Source organism: Bacillus sp. PK6-16 (assembly GCF_056530295.1).
Genome location: NZ_CP096511.1, coordinates 5,128,009 through 5,147,500 on the forward strand (window position 1 = coordinate 5,128,009; position 19,492 = coordinate 5,147,500).

Sequence of the window (19,492 nt, forward strand, 5' to 3'; positions counted from 1 at the left end):
CGATAATGATTGAATTAAAAAACATATCTAAAGTATTTACAACAAAAAAAGGGAATGTTGAGGCTCTTAAGTCTACTTCCCTTAAAGTAGAAAAAGGCGAGGTATTTGGAATCATTGGGTATAGTGGCGCTGGTAAAAGTACATTGATTCGATGTGTAAATTTATTAGAAAAACCAACGACAGGAAATATCATTGTAAACGAACAAGACTTAACAACGTTATCGACAAAAGAACTAGCAAAAGCGAGACAAAGAATCGGAATGATCTTTCAAGGATTCAATTTACTTAAAACTGTTACCGTTTATGAAAATATCGCATTACCGTTACGGCTTGCTGGCATTCCAAAAGCAGAAATTGAAAAAAGAGTAGAAAAGTATTTACGCATTGTCGATCTTTTTAATCGAAAAGATGCGTATCCAAGCGAACTTTCTGGTGGTCAAAAACAGCGTGTTGCAATTGCTCGTGCGCTATCACATGAACCTGAAGTGTTATTAAGTGATGAAGCAACGAGCGCATTAGATCCCGAAACAACCGATTCTATCCTTGATTTGCTATTAAAGATTAACGAAGAAATCGGAATTACGATTTTACTCATTACACATGAAATGAATGTCATCCAGCGTATATGTGACCGCGTTGCTGTTATGGAACATGGATCTGTAGTCGAAAGTGGGACTGTAAAAGATATTTTCACAAACCCACAACATGTAACAACGAAGAAATTTGTAAATAGCGCATTTGCAGCGAAAATTCCAGAAGAGGTACAGAAAGAACTACAAAGTACTGGAGAAATTGTAACACTTTCATTTATTGGCACTACTTCAGGGGAACCTGCCTTAGCCGTTGCCACAAAACGTTTCCAAGTGTATCCGAATATTTTATCCGGTAATATTACGCAGTTAAAACATGAAGCATATGGGAAACTAGTCGTTCATATGCAAGGGGAACAAAATGAAATCCACCGTGCTTTATCATTTTTACAAGAGCAAGGAATCATCGTAGAAGGAGGTAGAACAGACTATGGGAAACAAGTCCTTTTTGGATGAATGGGGTAAAGTCATATGGGAAGCTACGATCCAAACCTTTCAAATGACATCTATTTCATTACTCATCTCGATCCTTATTGCACTGCCACTTGGTGTTACACTTGTTTTAACGAGACCTGGTGGGCAGCGTGAAAATAAAATCATCTATCCTATTCTTAATACAATTATTAATATCATTCGTTCTCTTCCATTTATCATTCTATTATTCTTTATTTTACCTTTTACAAAGTTTCTAATGGGAACGTCCATTGGCGTGCAAGGTGTTATCGTACCGCTTGTCGTCTTCACAGCCCCTTATATCGCACGTTTAATGGAGACAGCTTTACTAGAAGTCGATCGCGGTGTCATTGAAGCCTACCAAGCGATGGGCGTTTCTACTATAAAAATCATTTGGCACGTTATGGTTAAAGAAGCACGTCCCTCCCTTGTACTCGGATTAACAATCGCAACGATCGGCTTAATCGGCGCAACAGCAATGGCTGGCCTTGTAGGTGCTGGCGGGCTAGGGGATTTAGCATACCGCTTCGGACATTTACGCTACGAGCCTGAAGTAATGTATGCAACTGTCTTTATTTTAATTATCCTCGTTCAAGGATTACAGTCTTTAGGGAATGATGTTGCACGAAGATTGAAGAAAGATTAAAAAAGAAGGTATCTCACCAAGGTGAGATACCTTCTTTTTTATCTTTTAAATCCACCTTCTGAATGAATAACTTGCCCAGTAATCCACTCAGCTTCTTCACTTACTAGAAATTTAATGAGTCTAGCTGCATCCCTTGGCTCACCAATTCTGCCAAAAGGAAACATCGGCTTTAACCCTTGTTTTATCTCTTCAGTCATCCATCCTGTATCGGTTGGTCCTGGATTAATTGCATTCACTGTTATTCCTAAATGAGCTACCTCTGCTGACAACGTACTAGTAAGAGCATCAATAGCTCCCTTCGTTGTCGCATAAGCTAGTTCTCCTGCCATAGGACCTTGAAATTGCCCCGAAGTAATATTAACAATTCTACCACCATATTTCTTATCAAACCCCCGGGAAAATTGACTACTGAGCAATGTAGTCGCACGAACATTTACCATATAATGCTTATCTAATTCTTCAGCAGTCAACGTAGAGAAATCATTATTCGTAGAATATGCTGCATTATTAATTAATATATAAGGGTACCCTAATTGTTCAGTAACTTTATTTATAAGCTCTTTCGGTGCATCATTCTGAGTTAAATCTAACTCCATACTTGAGACTTTAACACCGTTTTTTAGTAACTCTTCTTTTAATTGTATTTGTTCATTTTTATCAACGCCCCAAGGCCTCTCTTTATCGTAAGCTGTCCAATACGTAAAAAATATATCGTATCCTAATTCAGCTAATTCTTTACAAACCGCTGCGCCTATACCATCTAGACGACTTACCCCTGTAATAACTGCTACTTTATTTTTCAATTGGTTCATCATATACTCCTCCAAGTTTAAAGGACGCATATTTTATATAAGAGATATAAACTTTCCCACAAAAAAGACAGATACATAAAATAGGCACCTATCCTTATAAAAGGGATGTACAATCCAAATATGCATTCCTTGAATGATTTACAGATAACTAAATAAACCCTCGCTTATGAGAGCAAAATTCATCTATCTAGTTTCTAATCATTACAAGTTCATCCACATATCTAGTCTTTGCCTCCTTTTGATATATCTCTATTATTAGTCTATCAAAAAAGATGAAATGTTACAAAAAATAAAACAATTACTCAAAACATATATTCGTTCACACTTCCTCCATTGTGAATTTATTCACAATGGATATATAATAAACATGTAAATACAATATTGGAGGGATTTCAATGGTTATCAATTTTTTAAGAACTGATAAACGTGCTACTTTCATATTATTACTTTTACGGCTTTACATAGGATATACATGGCTCGCTGCTGGGATAGGCAAAGTCTTCGGACAATCTTTTGACGCAAGCGGTTTTCTAAAGGGTGCTATTGCTCAAGCATCAGGTGACCATCCTGCAGTACAAAGTTGGTGGGCAGATTTTCTTCAACATTTTGTCCTTCCAAACGCAGACCTATTTAGCTTTTTAGTTCAATGGGGAGAAATTTTAGTAGGTCTAGGTTTGATTTTAGGCGGATTAACAAAAACAGCTGCATTTTTCGGAATCATAATGAATCTTTCATTTTTATTAAGTGGAACCGTTAGTGTAAACCCAAACCTGCTTATTTTGACTATGTTCATTTTAGTTGCAGGGCAGAACGCTGGACGTATTGGATTAGATGGCTATGTTTTCCCTAAACTTTTCCGTAAAAACAACCACAGAACATATAAATTAAGTAAAACTGCGTAGTAACAGTTTACTTTTAAAATATAAATAAGAAAAAGAGCCTGAATATAGGCTCTTTTTCTTATTTATCCTAATTTAAACTTTTAACGAACCACGAAAACCTCTGGCAGCATAGTAAGAGTCTGCTCCATTGTGGTACACGAAAACATGTCCAAAGCGATAATCGCAAAATAGAGCACCACCAAGCTCTCTAATATCTGAAGGTGTTTGTACCCAACTCGATGATTTCATATCAAAATCTCCAAGTTGTTGTAACTCTCGATATTGTTCTTCCGTTAATAACTCAATGCCCATAGCATTGGCAACATCAATAACGTTATTTTCTGGTTTATGTTTTTTTCTTGATTCTAACGCTTCAAGATCATAACAAAGACTTCTGCGGCCTTTAGGACTCTCCTTTGAACAATCATAGAAAGTATATTCGTCCTTTTCTTCATCATAACCAACAACATCCGGCTCACCACCAGTTACTTCCATTTCGTTAAGTGACCACATTTTTTCATTATTAGTAGTCAGCTTCGCTTCAACTTTAGCCCATTCAAGACCTTCATGGCGGTTCATGTTTTTCTCAAAACGAGCTTGCAATACTTTCAATAACTCTTCACGTTTTTCTACTAGTAAGTCATTTTTATTTCCTGTCATATTAGTCCTCCCTAATGTATGTACTGATAGTAGTTTAAGTATATATTTTATAATAAATCATCTCAATATGAAGACCGTTTCAACCTTATGTCTTGTACAAACATCCATTACAAAGTCCTAAAGCCCTCCATACTCTCCTCAAGAATATAGTGTGAAAACCACATCAAGTTCTGCTTCATAATAGCCACATGAACTCCTGGTTGGTCAGAACTATATGCCATTCCTTTAAATATAATTAATTCTGTATCAACTTCCATATCCATTAATCCTTGATATAGATCATATGCATTTGTAATTGGAATTCTTGCATCCTTTTCCCCATGTTGAATTAAGGTAGGCGTACAAGCTGATTTAATATACGTCATAGGTGATGTCTTCGTATATATCTCTGGATCATTCCATGGAGTATTTCCTAAATACATTCTAATAAAGTAAGGTATATCTGTATTTACATAATGGGTACTCCAGTTAGTGATTCCACCGCCAACTGAAATAGCTTTAAACCGACTACTAAACGTAGAACAGAAAGCTGATACATATCCACCGTTGCTCCATCCCATAACTCCTACTCTATCCTTGTCTACCATCCCTTTTTCTACTAGTTCATCCACTCCAGATATAACATCATCGTAGTCAGCAATCCCCTGTTTTCTATAGTTAGCTTTTAAAAATTCATTACCATAACCTGAACTTCCTCTGTAATTTGGTTCTAAAACGATAAAGCCTTTTTCAACAAACTGTTCAATCGGATATTTCTCATTGAAGCAGTCTGAAAATATCGGAAAAGATGCCCAAGCCGGACCGCCGTGAATTACTACTAATAAAGGATATTTTTTATTAGTGTCAAACTCTACTGGCGTTGATAAAACACCTTCTATTTCAAGACCATCACTACTTTGCCATGAGATGATTTCCCTGTTACTTCTAAGTTTCCCTTTGAAAAAGCTATTTTCATCCGTTATTTTTTTATCGTCTAAATAGATTTCAAAGGTTTCATTTGTTATTGCCTTATTGTAGGATATATGTTTGCCATCCTTTGTTATAGAAGCATCCATTATAAAGCCATCTACTTTTTCGCTTAATATTTCCACAGTGCCATCTTCGGCTAGCAAACCAATAAGATAATTCGTTTTATTCTGCCACCTAATTAAAACCCCTTTAGCTGTCCACTGTAATGGCATAACCGTACTATCAAAATTTGTTACAGGTTGAATTACCTCTCCGGTATTTATATCATATATCTCTAACGTACTATCTTGTATATGGTTTCTATAGTAATCCTTCTCTCTTATGCTTGCTGTGTAACATATTTTACTGCCGTCAGGAGAAAAGCAAACACTCCCTCCCAACAACTTATCCACATTCAGCTTTTGTAGCTCTCCAGCTTTAATATGGAGTATGTATAGATCTCCATTTATATAATCTGCCATATTTGAGCTTGGTGTCGCCATAAATACAACCTTTTTACCATCATTTGAAATATCAAATTCATGGATATGAAAATCCTTACCATCCGTTAATTGATAAACAACTCTGTTCTCGTGTTCATCTGTATCACTTTGTATCACCTTCTCTATTTCAATGTAATATAAACAATTATTCTGGTGTTCCTTACCTATATGTTGAAAATCTCCATATAGGTCCTTACGTTTCTTTATCTCCTCACATTCTTTTGACTGCGTAACATAATAAAGACCCTTTCCAGTAGGACCCCATTTGAATGTACTGACTCCTTCTTTCTCATCAGTAATTTGAACATCTCTATAACCATCTAGTGACTTAACAAATATCTGATTTTCCCCATCACCAACTGGACTAAGATATGCAATGCACCTAGCATCTGGAGACCATAATGGGTGTGTACTATCTATATCCCCATTTGATAATGGGTAACTCTGCTTCTTATCTTTTTCATATATCCATACATGATTCCTATATATATTGTCTTTCCAATCAGCCGTCTTCTTAACAAATGCTACGTTTTTACCATCATCACTTATGTTTGTACTTGATACGGTTGGTAATGAAATAACCTCTTCTATACTTAAATATGTTTTTTTATTCACTTTTATCAATATACCCCCTTGAAATGTCCATAAATCTCTCGTCTCTTTTTTTCGTAATAAAGGAAATTGTTCACGAATACTTAAAATGATAACGGAAAATTCAGATAAACAAAAGTGAAGTCGATAAAGTAAAACTTTAATTTATGGAGTTCTATCCACTTACCAATTCTAGATGTTCTTTTTCGACACAAAAACACCCCTTTTAGATACAAATTTGTAAATTTATTTTAAAGCTATAACTATATGTTGGTTTGGAATAAAATTTGATAGAAATGAAGTCACAAATCTTTATTTAACAACAAAAAAATTCATTTTGAAAAAACGATTGATCAAAATAGAATTACTCTTTTTAACTAAGTATGAGATTTTTATAAAAAAATTTTAATCAAAACTCACTTAGAATCTTTACTTGAAGGAATAAAGCTTCGCATCTTTTTTGTGAACATCGTTAAACTAAGATAAATTTTGACCGTATCTGTAATTAATTGTAAAATATTATACGTAGAAAGGTATTATAAAATAAATATAGAAGGGGTATGTTTTTTAGTTTTAAAGGGGCTAAAGCACATCTATTTTATGTTTTCAAAGGGAGAATTGAAAAATCATATGAAGAATTTCAAAAAGAGTACAGGTAAAATTTTACTAGCATCCGGATTAGTAGTTTCTATGTCAGCTTGTAGTGTAACAAATTTATTTGGAGAAAAAGAAAAAACAAATGCTGAATCTGGTAAACAAGAAAGTAAAGAAACTAAGACAGAAGGAACAAATTCAACTAAGTCAGAAGGTAAATCATCTGAAACAAAGGAAAAATCAACTAACTCAAAAGAAGAAAGTAAAGATGTTAAGATGATTATGGTTTTACCTGAGGATTACCCACAACTTATGGTAGACATTGAAGAAGACTTATTAAGACGTCTAGATTACTATGATGCTTCTGTGAGGGATAATAAAAAGGGAAGTAAGTCAAATGAAGAGGTACGAGATAGTATTAAAGACTTAGATAAAGTATTTAATAAAATAGAGCGTATAGATGCACCAGGAAAATACAAGGAAGATCATAAGGAAATTGTAAAAGCTGTTCAAAAGTTAAAAGAATCTTTCAAAGAAGTATCGAAGTTATTTGATTACTCTAAAACACTTAAAGATACGGATGATGCAATCATAGATAAAGCAAACAATAAATTAGATGAAGCAAAACGCATTTGGAAACCTGTATTTGATAAGTTAAAAGCGGAAGCTAAGGGTGGTTCAACAACTACTTCTACAACAAGTGGTACTAGTTCTTCTAACTCACCGAGTTTATCTAGTGGTAATACAGTTAAAACATACAGTACCCAAGATAAAACTGGTATATTCAAAGGAAAAATTGATACACCAGACGAGGATTCCGCTAAGTTTAAGAATGTACAGAACAACTATAAAGACGGTACAGAGCTTGTAGGTAATTGGGGTATTGATTACGGAGACGGAGTCAAAACTACGTTAGTCCTAAAAGCAGATAAGACATTTGAAACATATGCAAATGGTTCTTATCCAAATAAAGATAATTACTTAACAGGAACATACCAAGCAGACGTTTCTTCCCATCAGTTAACGCTAATGGTGGAAAAAGGAACTCAAAATGGTCAAGAAGTGAAATTGGAAAGACCTATTTATTCATCATATGAGGTTAAAAATTTAGATGGTAAAGCGTTACAGATTTTCCACATAGACGAACAAGTAACAATTTGTTATGTAAAACAATAAATAACTAAAAAAACTCTGTAAAATGATTTTTACAGAGTTTTTTCTTAGTTTTAATTTATTTCAAACGTATAACTATACTTATTAACCTACCAATCTCCTACTCAACAGTAACAGACTTAGCTAAGTTACGTGGCTTATCAACGTCACACTCGCGGTGAAGTGCTGCGTAGTATGAGATAAGTTGTAATGGAATAACTGCTACTAGCGGTGCTAGCGCTTCGTGTACAGCTGGTAATACGAAGCTGTCACCTTCCATTTCTAAGCCTTTCATTGAAATGATACATGGGTTAGCCCCGCGTGCTACTACTTCTTTCACGTTACCACGAATTCCAAGGTTTACGTGCTCTTGTGTAGCAAGTGCGATAACTGGTGTACCATTTTCGATTAAAGCGATTGTACCGTGTTTTAACTCTCCTCCAGCGAATCCTTCTGCTTGGATGTAAGAGATTTCTTTTAGTTTTAACGCACCTTCTAATCCTACGTAGAAGTCTACGCTACGTCCGATGAAGAAACAGTTACGCGTTGTCGCTAAAAATTGTTTTGCTAATGCGTCCATTTCTTCTTTTTGATCACAAAGTTCTATCATTGCATTTGCTACAAGTCCTAGTTCGTGTGTTAAATCGAAATCAAGAACTTCACCTTTTGCTTTAGCAATATCAGCCGCTAAAATTGAAAGTACTGCAAGCTGTGCTGTGTAAGCTTTCGTTGATGCAACTGCAATTTCTGGTCCAGCGTATAACGGAAGTGTATAATCAGCTTCACGAGAAAGCGTAGAACCAGGCACGTTTGTAATTGTTAATGCTTTATGGCCCATTTCATTTGTTTGCACAAGTACTGCACGGCTATCAGCTGTTTCACCACTTTGTGAAATGTAAATGAAGAATGGTCTTTCTGTTAATAATGGCATGTTGTAAGAGAATTCACTTGCCACGTGTACTTCAACTGGCATTTTTGCAAACTTCTCGATAAATTGTTTTCCAACAAGACCTGCATGATAACTCGTTCCACATGCAATGATGTAAATACGATCGCTATCTAAAATCGCATTGCGGATGTCTTGATTTAATTCAATTTCGCCATTTTCATCTTGATACTTTTGAATTATATTACGGATTACAAGTGGTTGCTCATCGATTTCTTTAAGCATGAAATGAGGATATGTTCCCTTTTCAATATCACTTGCGTCTAATTCCGCTGTAAACGGTGCACGTTCAATCGTTTCACCTTGTAAGTTTTTAATTGTAATACTTTCTTTCGTTACGATTACGATTTCTTTATCCATTAGCTCAATAAATTGATCTGTAACTTGTAACATCGCCATAGCGTCGCTTGCCACAACATTAAAGTTGTCACCAACACCTACTAATAGCGGGCTTTTGTTTTTAGCAACATAAATCATGTTTGGATTTTCAGCATCAAGTAATCCGATTGCATAAGAGCCATGTAAAAGAGATAGCGTATTACGGAACGCTTCTTCTACACTTAATCCTGTGCTCACTTGTTGTTCCATAAGCTGTACGATAACCTCTGTATCTGTTTCACTTACGAACGTTACATCTTGTAAATATTCCTTTTTCACTAATTCATAGTTTTCAATTACACCGTTATGAACTAATGTAAAGCGTTTTGATGTACTTTGATGCGGATGCGCGTTTACCTTACTTGGAACACCGTGTGTAGCCCAGCGTGTGTGTCCGATACCTACGCTTGCTGCTACGTTCTCATCTACGATTTCACGAAGTTTTGCGATACGGCCTTTTTCTTTGTATACAACAACACCGTTCTCTGCTTGTACTGCAATACCTGCTGAATCATATCCACGATATTCTAGCTTTTCTAAACCTTTTAATAAAATTTCCTTTGCATCTTGCTCTCCAATAAATCCTACGATTCCACACATGTTTAGTCGCCGTTACAAATGCTTACACTGCTCTGCGAACATGTAACGACATAGTCCGATACCATTTTTATTTATACTAAAAAACGGATTACATATTGCTAGCCCTGTAAGCTTGTAACGGCTTTCACCTTCCTCTCGATTGGGTTTAAGTCCGTATATACTTATACAGCTAGTTTTCATCCGTTCCTCTTCTCTCATCACACTTTCACCTTTGTCCACTAAGTCACCTTAATGATTTAAGTAAAAGTTTGCGGTTGTGATGAACAACCGGGAGTCATCCGCCGAAATCTCGATAAACCCCACCTCGTCAACTACACTATTTGTAGTTCTGGCGCTTTTATAATTTACAATATTTCCTTTGAGAAAAAGAACAAGACCATCTTATAACAAACATGGATAAACCGTCAATGAAATTTTTTTCATCGTCTATAAAACATATGAAAAAGGAGCACTTTTTGTGCTCCTTTTTCATATAAATTCAGCTAATTATTCAGCGCCAACTTCGGCTTTCACAACTTCTACAATGCGATGTACATATGCATCACAAACTTCTTGTGTTGGTGCTTCTGCCATTACACGAATAAGTGGCTCTGTTCCAGATGGACGAACAAGAATACGACCATCACCGTTCATTTCTTCCTCTACAACACGAATAATTTCTTTAATTTTTTCATTTTCTAATGCTAATTTTTTATCTGTTACACGAACGTTTACTAACAATTGTGGGAATTTCGTCATTTCTCCTGCAAGCTCAGATAATGGCTTTTTCGTCATTTTCATGATGTTTACAAGTTGAAGTGCACTTAACATTCCATCACCAGTTGTAATGTAATCAAGTAAGATAATATGGCCTGATTGTTCTCCACCTAGGTTGTAACCTCCACGCTTCATTTCTTCCATTACGTAGCGGTCACCAACTGCTGTTTTATCACTTGTAATATTATTTGCTTCAAGTGCCTTGTAGAAACCTAAGTTACTCATAACAGTTGAAACAACTGTATTATGTTTTAATTGACCAGTTTCTTTCATATATTTCGCACAAATGAACATAATTTGATCACCGTCAACGATGTTTCCTTTTTCGTCTACAGCAATTAAACGGTCGCCATCGCCATCAAAAGCAAGTCCGATATCCGCACCTTTTTCTTTTACCAATTCAGCTAAGCCTTCTGGATGTGTAGATCCTACACCCTCATTAATATTCATACCGTTTGGAGAAGTTCCCATTGTTGAAATATCAGCTTCTAGGTCTGCAAATAAGTATGGAGCTAGAGAAGAAGTTGCACCATGTGCACAATCTAAAGCGATATGTAGGCCAGAGAAATCTTCTTCAACAGTTTGTTTAATGTACTGTAAATATTTTTGTCCACCTTCAAAGTAATCGCTCACTTGTCCAAGATTAGTACCTGTCGGACGTGGTAGTTCATCAACTTCTTTGTCTAATAAAGCTTCAATCTCAGCTTCTTGCTCATCTGTTAATTTAAAGCCGTCTGAACCAAAGAATTTAATACCGTTATCTTGTACTGGATTATGAGATGCAGAAATCATAACACCCGCTTGTGCATCTAGTGCTTTTGTTAAATAAGCAACGCCCGGTGTAGAAATAACGCCAAGGCGCATTACTTCTGCTCCAGTTGATAATAGGCCTGCTACTAAAGCTCCTTCTAACATATGACCAGATACACGTGTATCACGACCGATAATTACTTTTGGACGATCTGTATCTTTTGTTAATACATAACCACCAAAACGTCCAATTTTGAAAGCTAATTCAGGTGTTAACTCCTTATTTGCAACTCCGCGTACTCCATCTGTACCAAAATATTTACCCATTATGATTCGCTCCTTTTTCTTGCTCTTTTTGATTATCTACTGTTGGTTCTTGACTCGTTTCTTTATCTTTATCTTGATTTTGATTTTGGTTTTGATTCTTTTCCTGTTCTTTTTCTGAATCAGGTTCAGGATTTTTTGGTTTCTCATTTTGATTTTCTTGATCCGTATTTGAATCGGGTTGTTGACCGTTACCCTGTACTTCTTTATCTGGTTTTTCTTTCTTCACAATAGTAACTTTAGCACTTTTTTGTTTTGGCTCTATTGAAATATTACCAGGACCGCTCACTTGAATGGAAATATCTTTCGTCCCTGAGGATACATTTTGCAGATTAATTACCGCTGTTATTTGAGCAGCTGTTATTTTATCTACTATACTTGCTTCTCCTGAAATATCAACACTTATCTTTCCATCTTGCGGCGAAAGTAGCTGAGCAGTAACATCTTTAGACAGTCCATTTTTCTGGATTGGGATACCATCAATCGTTTTTGTTTTCGTTTGTTTTGTTTTTTGCACCCCCACCGAAACCTTCACTTGATTCGGTTTTGCACTTGTTACACCCTTGGGTAATAAAACAGAGGCATCGAATGTTGTAGACTCTGTCAATTGACTAAGATCTACTTCGACCCCCTCTAGAGATTGTATATTATCCAAAATATCTTTTGGACCAGCTATCGTTACTTCTCTCGGTTCAACACTGATATTTGTAACCGCCAATCCTTCTGCTAAACTCCCCTTCTTCGTATACGTTACAGGAACAGTTTTTTCAGTATTATTGGCTGTAGTTTGCGTTGCCACATTCAACGTTACACTAATCTTAGATGGACTTGTTCTTACATTTAAACGTTTTCCTTCTTTGTTGTATAATGTAACTTCGGGAGTTTTTGTAACAGTTTTATTAACACCTTTTAAATCAACATACGCTTTGGCAGATGAAATGCTTTCAATTTCTTCTTTCGTCCCAACTACCTCAACAGTATCCGGTTTAAGGCTTGATTTTTCTAGAGTAGCCCCCGCTGGCATCTGGTCCTCATTTGATAATTTCAGATCTACATGAACATATTTTCTCGCCTTTTCATGAAGAGTAACTTTAATTGTTGATGGCTGAACTGTTCCTTTCACATCATCTGGAAGCCCGTTCGTTTTTAAAGAAATCTCATAAGTTCCTTTTGGACTATCTCGCAAATCAACCGGTATGTCAAATTGTTTTTTTGCTTTTGCTGTAGCAACTGATGCTTTTGGGCCTTCTAATTTTACTTTAACGCCCTCTGCCGGAATACCACTTACAATATATTTTTCCTCATCATACTTAAGATTAATAGCATAATTAGTTAATGTTTCTTTCGTATCATTTGCAAAAGGTAATATACCTGATGTCGTATTTTTTTCAGTTAACGTCGCTGACATAAAAAGCATACACGCCAATAGTAATGAGATCCCTTTTAAAAACCAATGATTCTCCATTAACTTATCCATGACGCTTTCTCCTCCAATTCCATAAAGACGAAGAAGTCGTTTTTTCGTTTCCACTAAATTCAGCTAATAACATATCTTTCAGCTGTTCTGTCTTCAAATCACGATGCAACTTACCATTTTTCGTTAAAGAAATTTGACCAGTTTCTTCAGACACAACTACTGTAATACTATCAGTAACTTCACTAACTCCCATTGCAGCACGATGTCTAGTTCCTAATTCTTTAGAAATAAACGGACTTTCTGATAATGGAAGATAGCATGCTGCTGCTTTAATTGTACTTCCTTGCATAATTACCGCTCCGTCATGAAGAGGTGTATTTGGAATAAAAATATTAATAAGTAATTCCGATGATACGTTTGCATTAAGCGGAATACCCGTTTCCACATAATCACCCATACCGGTCTCTTTTGACAAAGTAATTAATGCACCAATTCTACGTTTCCCCATATATTCGGTTGCTTTTGCTATCGCTGTTGCAACCATTTCAGGTTCATCATCCTCATGCGTTCCAACACGCGAAAATAAACTCCCGCGCCCTAGCTGCTCAAGTGCTCTTCGCAATTCTGGCTGAAAGATAATAATAACGGCTAAAAATCCCCACGTTAATACTTGTTCAGTTAGCCAAGATAGCGTACGCAATTCAAGGAAAATACTGATCATCTTAACGACGATAATAACTGTAATCCCTTTTAAAAGTTGAACAGCTTTCGTCCCTCGGATTATAAGAATTAGCTTATATATAATAAACCATACAATGGCAATATCTAATGCCGTACTAAGATATTTCAAAATGGTCGTATCTTCAAAAGGCATGCTATCCCTTCCTCCTACTTACGAGCAATTCTATCCATATATTGAAATATTGTTTTATGCTCTATCTGTATGTATTTCCAACAACTAGTTAATTATACCATACATGAAACAAACGACAATTACAAACAACCCCCTTTAGCTCAAATTGGTAAGATGTCAAACATTTTTATTGTACAGTATAATATAAATCATTATTATACGCTTATTTTCAAATAAAAAAAGCAACTTCTCAGTTGCTTTTCTTACATTTATTTTAGTTTTTCACCGAATAAAGAACCCATTAAAGCAACTGCTGTTGTTGCCGTTCTATTTCTCTCATCTAAAATCGTATTTACCTCAACAAATTCAGCAGATGTGATAATATCAGCTTCTGCTAACATTTCCATCGCCAAATGACTTTCACGATAAGATAGACCGCCAATTACAGGTGTTCCAACACCTGGTGCATCATGAGGATCAAGACCATCTAAATCTAATGATAAGTGTACACCATCGGTATGAGATAAATATGCGATTGTTTCTTCCATCACAGCCGTCATCCCCATACGATCAATTTCATGCATTGAGAACACTTTAATACCTTCATTGCGAATGAAATCTTTTTCTCCTTCATCCAATGCACGCGCACCGATAATTACGACATTCTCTTTTTTCACCTTTGGATATGCTCCGTATAAATCTACAAGTGAAGAATGTCCATAACCTAAACTTGCTGCAAGTGACATACCATGAATATTTCCAGATGGTGAAGTTTCCTCTGTATTTAAATCACCGTGTGCATCATACCAAATAACGCCTAAGTTTTTATAATGTTTTGCTACACCAGCTAATGTACCGATAGCAATACTATGGTCACCACCTAATACAAGTGGAAAACGACCTTCTTCTATAATATGATCCACCTTACTTGCTAATTCATTACATACAGTTGCAACTTGTGTAAGGTTTCTTAATTTTGTATTTTCATCTATCTCTTTTTCTCTCTCTATACATATATCTCCCATATCTTTAACGTCATATCCAATTTCTTCAATTCTTTCAATTACCCCTGCATAACGGATCGCGCTCGGTCCCATATCAACTCCACGACGCATCTGTCCTAAATCCATTGGAACTCCAATAACTGAGATTTCTTTTTTCATAGATAGTATCCCCCTTTTATGCCTTCACTAAATATTTTAAATCTTTTATATAGTCTGACTCAACTCGACATTTTTCTGTATGGATATACAATTTATTCACTTATATTCACGTTGAAAACCAAATTTCAAGACTATTCTATGTATAAAGTTAACTTAATGAAACAATCGCAATCACTATTATTAAATAATAATAATAAAACACTCCTATATTTAGAAGTGTTTTTCTGATGCTATTTTCCATACTGTTGCAATATTCTTCGTTGTCATTTCAATATTTTCTTCTGCTACTTTATATGCTTCTTCTAGTGTCATCGGTCTCGTTGTAATACTAAATACCGCATCTATTCCTTTCTCGTACACAGCTGAATAATCAGATGATACAGACCCTCCAATAGCAATTACAGGCACAGAAAAACGTTTTGCACGCCCCGCAACACCCACAGGAGCCTTTCCATATGCAGTTTGTTTATCTATTCTACCTTCACCAGTTATAATAAGATTTGCATCTTCTATATGTTTATCGAAATTTGTATACTCTAATACAATTTCAATGCCCCTACGCAAGTCTCCCTTTAACACTGAAATAACAGCCGCTCCCATTCCTCCCGCTGCCCCTGCACCAGGTATTTCAGATACATCAAAAGATACATATCGTTTAAGCATATTCGCATAATGTTGTAAATTTTCATCTAGCTCTTTCATCATCTCTATATTTGCACCCTTTTGTCTCCCAAATACGAAAGATGCTCCCTGCATTCCGACTAATGGATTATCCACATCACATGCCGCTTCTATCTTTACCCCCTTTAAGCGTGGGTCCATTCGTGAAAAATCAATAGTAACAATCGAGTGTAATGTGCCTCCAGATGGATCTATTACTTCACCCTTGCCATTTATAAACCTTACTCCTAAAGCCCCTAACATACCTGCCCCGCCATCATTTGTAGCACTTCCTCCAAGTCCTAAAATTATGTACTCCACTCCTTGATCTAGCGCATGTAATATAAGTTCTCCTGTTCCTTTTGTCGTTGTAATAAGTGGGTTGCGCTTTTCAACTGGAACGTGCTGTAATCCTGATGCTGCTGCCATTTCAATAAACGCTGTCTTTTTATCTTTAGAAATGCCATAAAAAGCTTGTATACCTTCTCTAAGCGGTCCTGTCACACTAATTGATATAATTCTCCCCCCTGTAGCATCAACAAGTGATTCAACCGTCCCTTCTCCTCCATCTCCAATTGGTATTTTCACATACTCTGCATTAGGAAAAATTGCTCTAAAACCTCTTTCAATAGCTCCACATACTTCTATAGCTTTTAGGCTTTCTTTATATGAATCAGATGCAATAACAACTTTCACAATTATCTCCCCATCCCTTATTTTTACGTTTTCTTCATTTTAAACGACAAGTATAAAAGTTGTCTTTTTAAACACAAAAAAAGCTTACATCGTATGATGTAAGCTTTTTTATTTAGATGGAGCCTAGCGGGATCGAACCGCTGACCTCCTGCGTGCAAGGCAGGCGCTCTCCCAGCTGAGCTAAGGCCCCTTATTAATTAAGCGGAAGACGGGATTCGAACCCGCGACCCCAACCTTGGCAAGGTTGTATTCTACCACTGAACTACTTCCGCAAAAATGATGAGCCATGAAGGACTCGAACCTTCGACCCTCTGATTAAAAGTCAGATGCTCTACCAACTGAGCTAATGGCTCGTAAATGGCTGGGCTAGCTGGATTCGAACCAGCGCATGACGGAGTCAAAGTCCGTTGCCTTACCGCTTGGCTATAGCCCATTAATATTTACTAGTATGGTTATCTTTTCAAAAAAATAAACCCTCTCAGGTTATTTTAAAGAAAATGGTGGAGGGGGGCAGATTCGAACTGCCGAACCCGAAGGAGCGGATTTACAGTCCGCCGCGTTTAGCCACTTCGCTACCCCTCCGACATTTTAAATATATATGGTGGAGGATGACGGGATCGAACCGCCGACCCCCTGCTTGTAAGGCAGGTGCTCTCCCAGCTGAGCTAATCCTCCAAAAGTGGTGACCCGTACGGGATTCGAACCCGTGTTACCGCCGTGAAAGGGCGGTGTCTTAACCACTTGACCAACGGGCCAAAAAAGTTTTAAACCTATTCCCAAGCTTCCAACCGGGCTTGAACCGGTGACCTCTTCCTTACCATGGAAGTGCTCTACCAGCTGAGCTATGGAAGCATAATGGCTCCGCAGGTAGGACTCGAACCTACGACCGATCGGTTAACAGCCGATAGCTCTACCACTGAGCTACTGCGGAATAATATTAGCCTGGCAACGTCCTACTCTCACAGGGACAAGGTCCCAACTACCATCGGCGCTAGAGAGCTTAACTTCCGTGTTCGGTATGGGAACGGGTGTGACCTCTCTGCCATCATTACCAGACTTTTATCATTATAAACATTTCTTTCGAAATGTCAAGAAGAAATTTTAATATATATTCCTTCAAAACTAGATAACATTGCTTCATATTATATGGTTAAGTCCTCGATCTATTAGTATTCGTCAGCTCCACATGTCACCATGCTTCCACCTCGAACCTATCAACCTGATCATCTTTCAGGGATCTTACTAGCTTACGCTATGGGAAATCTCATCTTGAGGGGGGCTTCATGCTTAGATGCTTTCAGCACTTATCCCTTCCGCACATAGCTACCCAGCTATGCCCTTGGCAGAACAACTGGTACACCAGCGGTGCGTCCATCCCGGTCCTCTCGTACTAAGGACAGCTCCTCTCAAATTTCCTACGCCCACGACGGATAGGGACCGAACTGTCTCACGACGTTCTGAACCCAGCTCGCGTACCGCTTTAATGGGCGAACAGCCCAACCCTTGGGACCGACTACAGCCCCAGGATGCGATGAGCCGACATCGAGGTGCCAAACCTCCCCGTCGATGTGGACTCTTGGGGGAGATAAGCCTGTTATCCCCGGGGTAGCTTTTATCCGTTGAGCGATGGCCCTTCCATGCGGAACCACCGGATCACTAAGCCCGACTTTCGTCCCTGCTCGACTTGTAGGTCTCGCAGTCAAGCTCCCTTATGCCTTTGCACTCTACGAATGATTTCCAACCATTCTGAGGGAACCTTTGGGCGCCTCCGTTACACTTTAGGAGGCGACCGCCCCAGTCAAACTGCCCACCTGACACTGTCTCCCGGGTCGATAAGACCCGTAGGTTAGAATTTCAATACAGTCAGGGCGGTATCCCACCAGCGCCTCCACCGAAGCTAGCGCTCCGGTTTCAATGGCTCCCGCCTATCCTGTACAAACTGTACCAAAATTCAATATCAGGCTACAGTAAAGCTCCACGGGGTCTTTCCGTCCTGTCGCGGGTAACCTGCATCTTCACAGGTACTATAATTTCACCGAGTCTCTGGTTGAGACAGTGCCCAAATCGTTACACCTTTCGTGCGGGTCGGAACTTACCCGACAAGGAATTTCGCTACCTTAGGACCGTTATAGTTACGGCCGCCGTTTACTGGGGCTTCAGTTCAGAGCTTCGCTTACGCTAACCCCTCTCCTTAACCTTCCAGCACCGGGCAGGTGTCACCCCCTATACTTCGCCTTACGGCTTCGCAGAGAGCTGTGTTTTTGCTAAACAGTCGCTTGGGCCTATTCACTGCGGCTTTCCGTTAAGAAAGCACCCCTTCTCCCGAAGTTACGGGGTCATTTTGCCGAGTTCCTTAACCAGAGTTCTCTCGCACACCTTAGGATTCTCTCCTCGCCTACCTGTGTCGGTTTGCGGTACAGGCACCTTTTATCTCGCTAGAAGCTTTTCTTGGCAGCGGGGAATCAAAGACTTCGCTCCATAAGGAGCTTCCCCATCACAGCTCAGCCTTTACGATAAGCGGATTTGCCTACTTATCAGCCTAACTGCTTGGACGTGCACAACCAATCGCACGCTTCTTCTATCCTTCTGCGTCCCTCCATTGCTCAAACGATAAAGAGGTGGTACAGGAATATCAACCTGTTGTCCATCGCCTACGCCTGTCGGCCTCGGCTTAGGTCCTGACTAACCCTGAGCGGACGAGCCTTCCTCAGGAAACCTTAGGCATTCGGTGGACGGGATTCTCACCCGTCTTTCGCTACTCATACCGGCATTCTCACTTCTAAGCACTCCACCAGTCCTTCCGGTCTGACTTCACTGTCCTTAGAACGCTCCCCTACCACTGATACCATTGGTATCAATCCGCAGCTTCGGTGGTGTATTTAGCCCCGGTACATTTTCGGCGCAGAGTCACTCGACTAGTGAGCTATTACGCACTCTTTAAATGGTGGCTGCTTCTAAGCCAACATCCTAGTTGTCTAAGCAACTCCACATCCTTTTCCACTTAATACACACTTTGGGACCTTAGCTGGCGGTCTGGGCTGTTTCCCTTTTGACTACGGATCTTATCACTCGCAGTCTGACTCCTAAGGATAAGTCATTGGCATTCGGAGTTTGACTGA

At 38.2% G+C, this 19,492-nt stretch carries 14 protein-coding genes, 9 tRNA genes and 2 rRNA genes (1 of these 25 cut by a window edge); 4 read left to right on the forward strand and 21 right to left on the reverse strand.

The window, feature by feature from the left end:
* The first annotated feature begins 5 nt into the window (after window positions 1-5).
* Entirely contained in the window at window positions 6-1,046 is a 1,041-nt protein-coding gene (locus M1D66_RS26275; protein WP_000571317.1) for a methionine ABC transporter ATP-binding protein, read from the forward strand.
* The gene (locus M1D66_RS26280) at window positions 1,021-1,689 is read left to right on the forward strand and encodes a methionine ABC transporter permease (protein ID WP_000527150.1); all 669 of its coding nucleotides are present in this window, start codon (window positions 1,021-1,023) and stop codon (window positions 1,687-1,689) included. The genes M1D66_RS26275 and M1D66_RS26280 overlap by 26 nt, the downstream gene beginning before the upstream one ends.
* A gap of 38 nt (window positions 1,690-1,727) precedes the next feature.
* Here M1D66_RS26280 and M1D66_RS26285 read toward each other — a convergent pair whose 3' ends face one another.
* Window positions 1,728-2,504, reverse strand: coding sequence for an SDR family oxidoreductase (locus M1D66_RS26285; RefSeq protein ID WP_012593131.1), 777 nt, complete (start codon window positions 2,502-2,504; stop codon window positions 1,728-1,730).
* Window positions 2,505-2,896: 392 nt separating this feature from the next.
* On the opposite strand from M1D66_RS26285, the gene M1D66_RS26290 reads away from it, so the two are divergent.
* The gene (locus M1D66_RS26290; RefSeq protein ID WP_000236368.1) at window positions 2,897-3,403 is read left to right on the forward strand and encodes a DoxX family membrane protein; all 507 of its coding nucleotides are present in this window, start codon (window positions 2,897-2,899) and stop codon (window positions 3,401-3,403) included.
* Window positions 3,404-3,475: 72 nt separating this feature from the next.
* On the opposite strand, the gene M1D66_RS26295 is transcribed toward M1D66_RS26290, so the two are convergent.
* Both M1D66_RS26295 and M1D66_RS26300 read right to left on the reverse strand, forming a co-directional pair.
* On the reverse strand, window positions 3,476-4,042 hold the full coding sequence (locus M1D66_RS26295; protein ID WP_000147394.1) for a DUF4256 domain-containing protein: 567 nt from the start codon (window positions 4,040-4,042) through the stop codon (window positions 3,476-3,478).
* A 107-nt stretch (window positions 4,043-4,149) separates the two neighbouring features.
* On the reverse strand, window positions 4,150-6,114 hold the full coding sequence (locus M1D66_RS26300; RefSeq protein WP_041184008.1) for a S9 family peptidase: 1,965 nt from the start codon (window positions 6,112-6,114) through the stop codon (window positions 4,150-4,152).
* Between the two features lie 588 nt (window positions 6,115-6,702).
* Here M1D66_RS26300 and M1D66_RS26305 point away from each other — a divergent pair.
* Window positions 6,703-7,854, forward strand: a complete 1,152-nt coding sequence (locus tag M1D66_RS26305) for a DUF3994 domain-containing protein (protein ID WP_079994347.1) — start codon at window positions 6,703-6,705, stop codon at window positions 7,852-7,854.
* Between the two features lie 97 nt (window positions 7,855-7,951).
* On the opposite strand, the gene glmS is transcribed toward M1D66_RS26305, so the two are convergent.
* From glmS to M1D66_RS26395, 18 genes are all read right to left on the reverse strand, one after another.
* Window positions 7,952-9,754: a glutamine--fructose-6-phosphate transaminase (isomerizing) gene (gene glmS / locus M1D66_RS26310; protein ID WP_000334163.1), complete on the reverse strand. Its 1,803-nt coding sequence runs from the start codon at window positions 9,752-9,754 to the stop codon at window positions 7,952-7,954.
* A gap of 12 nt (window positions 9,755-9,766) precedes the next feature.
* On the reverse strand, window positions 9,767-9,952 hold the full coding sequence (locus M1D66_RS26315) for a hypothetical protein (RefSeq protein ID WP_001206405.1): 186 nt from the start codon (window positions 9,950-9,952) through the stop codon (window positions 9,767-9,769).
* 288 nt (window positions 9,953-10,240) lie between these two features.
* Window positions 10,241-11,587, reverse strand: a complete 1,347-nt coding sequence (gene glmM / locus M1D66_RS26320) for a phosphoglucosamine mutase (protein WP_000521476.1) — start codon at window positions 11,585-11,587, stop codon at window positions 10,241-10,243.
* Window positions 11,580-13,061 (reverse strand): CdaR family protein, encoded by a 1,482-nt coding sequence (locus M1D66_RS26325; RefSeq protein WP_000359601.1) that lies wholly within the window; start codon window positions 13,059-13,061, stop codon window positions 11,580-11,582. Before M1D66_RS26325 ends, glmM begins: the two co-directional genes overlap by 8 nt.
* Window positions 13,054-13,875: a diadenylate cyclase CdaA gene (gene cdaA / locus M1D66_RS26330; protein WP_001115697.1), complete on the reverse strand. Its 822-nt coding sequence runs from the start codon at window positions 13,873-13,875 to the stop codon at window positions 13,054-13,056. The genes M1D66_RS26325 and cdaA overlap by 8 nt, the downstream gene beginning before the upstream one ends.
* 248 nt (window positions 13,876-14,123) lie before the next feature.
* A complete protein-coding gene (rocF, locus tag M1D66_RS26335; protein WP_000711563.1) occupies window positions 14,124-15,017 on the reverse strand; it encodes an arginase in 894 nt (297 codons plus the stop codon).
* 210 nt (window positions 15,018-15,227) lie between these two features.
* The gene (locus tag M1D66_RS26340) at window positions 15,228-16,373 is read right to left on the reverse strand and encodes a glycerate kinase (RefSeq protein ID WP_212126069.1); all 1,146 of its coding nucleotides are present in this window, start codon (window positions 16,371-16,373) and stop codon (window positions 15,228-15,230) included.
* Window positions 16,374-16,490: 117 nt separating this feature from the next.
* A tRNA-Ala gene (locus M1D66_RS26345) sits at window positions 16,491-16,563 on the reverse strand.
* 10 nt (window positions 16,564-16,573) lie between these two features.
* Window positions 16,574-16,645, reverse strand: a tRNA-Gly gene (locus M1D66_RS26350).
* An 8-nt stretch (window positions 16,646-16,653) separates the two neighbouring features.
* Window positions 16,654-16,726, reverse strand: a tRNA-Lys gene (locus M1D66_RS26355).
* A 5-nt stretch (window positions 16,727-16,731) separates the two neighbouring features.
* A tRNA-Gln gene (locus tag M1D66_RS26360) sits at window positions 16,732-16,806 on the reverse strand.
* Window positions 16,807-16,871: 65 nt separating this feature from the next.
* A tRNA-Tyr gene (locus tag M1D66_RS26365) sits at window positions 16,872-16,955 on the reverse strand.
* Window positions 16,956-16,972: 17 nt separating this feature from the next.
* Window positions 16,973-17,048 (reverse strand) — tRNA-Val (locus M1D66_RS26370).
* Window positions 17,049-17,053: 5 nt separating this feature from the next.
* Window positions 17,054-17,128 (reverse strand) — tRNA-Glu (locus M1D66_RS26375).
* 24 nt (window positions 17,129-17,152) lie between these two features.
* Window positions 17,153-17,225, reverse strand: a tRNA-Thr gene (locus M1D66_RS26380).
* A gap of 4 nt (window positions 17,226-17,229) precedes the next feature.
* Window positions 17,230-17,304: transfer RNA gene (locus tag M1D66_RS26385), tRNA-Asn, on the reverse strand.
* A 9-nt stretch (window positions 17,305-17,313) separates the two neighbouring features.
* Window positions 17,314-17,429, reverse strand: a 5S ribosomal RNA gene (rrf, locus tag M1D66_RS26390).
* 90 nt (window positions 17,430-17,519) lie between these two features.
* Window positions 17,520-19,492 (reverse strand): 23S ribosomal RNA (locus tag M1D66_RS26395); it runs 949 nt beyond the window's last position.

Excerpts from the sequence above, each read along its gene's own strand:
- M1D66_RS26290 (WP_000236368.1), top strand. The coding sequence starts at position 2,897 with ATGGTTATCAATTTTTTAAGAACTGATAAACGTGCTACTTTCATATTA.
- glmM (WP_000521476.1), bottom strand. The coding sequence starts at position 11,587 with ATGGGTAAATATTTTGGTACAGATGGAGTACGCGGAGTTGCAAATAAG.
- M1D66_RS26315 (WP_001206405.1), bottom strand. The coding sequence starts at position 9,952 with ATGAGAGAAGAGGAACGGATGAAAACTAGCTGTATAAGTATATACGGA.
- M1D66_RS26325 (WP_000359601.1), bottom strand. The coding sequence starts at position 13,061 with ATGGATAAGTTAATGGAGAATCATTGGTTTTTAAAAGGGATCTCATTA.
- M1D66_RS26280 (WP_000527150.1), top strand. The coding sequence starts at position 1,021 with ATGGGAAACAAGTCCTTTTTGGATGAATGGGGTAAAGTCATATGGGAA.
- glmS (WP_000334163.1), bottom strand. The coding sequence starts at position 9,754 with ATGTGTGGAATCGTAGGATTTATTGGAGAGCAAGATGCAAAGGAAATT.
- M1D66_RS26275 (WP_000571317.1), top strand. The coding sequence starts at position 6 with ATGATTGAATTAAAAAACATATCTAAAGTATTTACAACAAAAAAAGGG.
- rocF (WP_000711563.1), bottom strand. The coding sequence starts at position 15,017 with ATGAAAAAAGAAATCTCAGTTATTGGAGTTCCAATGGATTTAGGACAG.
- M1D66_RS26295 (WP_000147394.1), bottom strand. The coding sequence starts at position 4,042 with ATGACAGGAAATAAAAATGACTTACTAGTAGAAAAACGTGAAGAGTTA.
- M1D66_RS26285 (WP_012593131.1), bottom strand. The coding sequence starts at position 2,504 with ATGATGAACCAATTGAAAAATAAAGTAGCAGTTATTACAGGGGTAAGT.
- cdaA (WP_001115697.1), bottom strand. The coding sequence starts at position 13,875 with ATGCCTTTTGAAGATACGACCATTTTGAAATATCTTAGTACGGCATTA.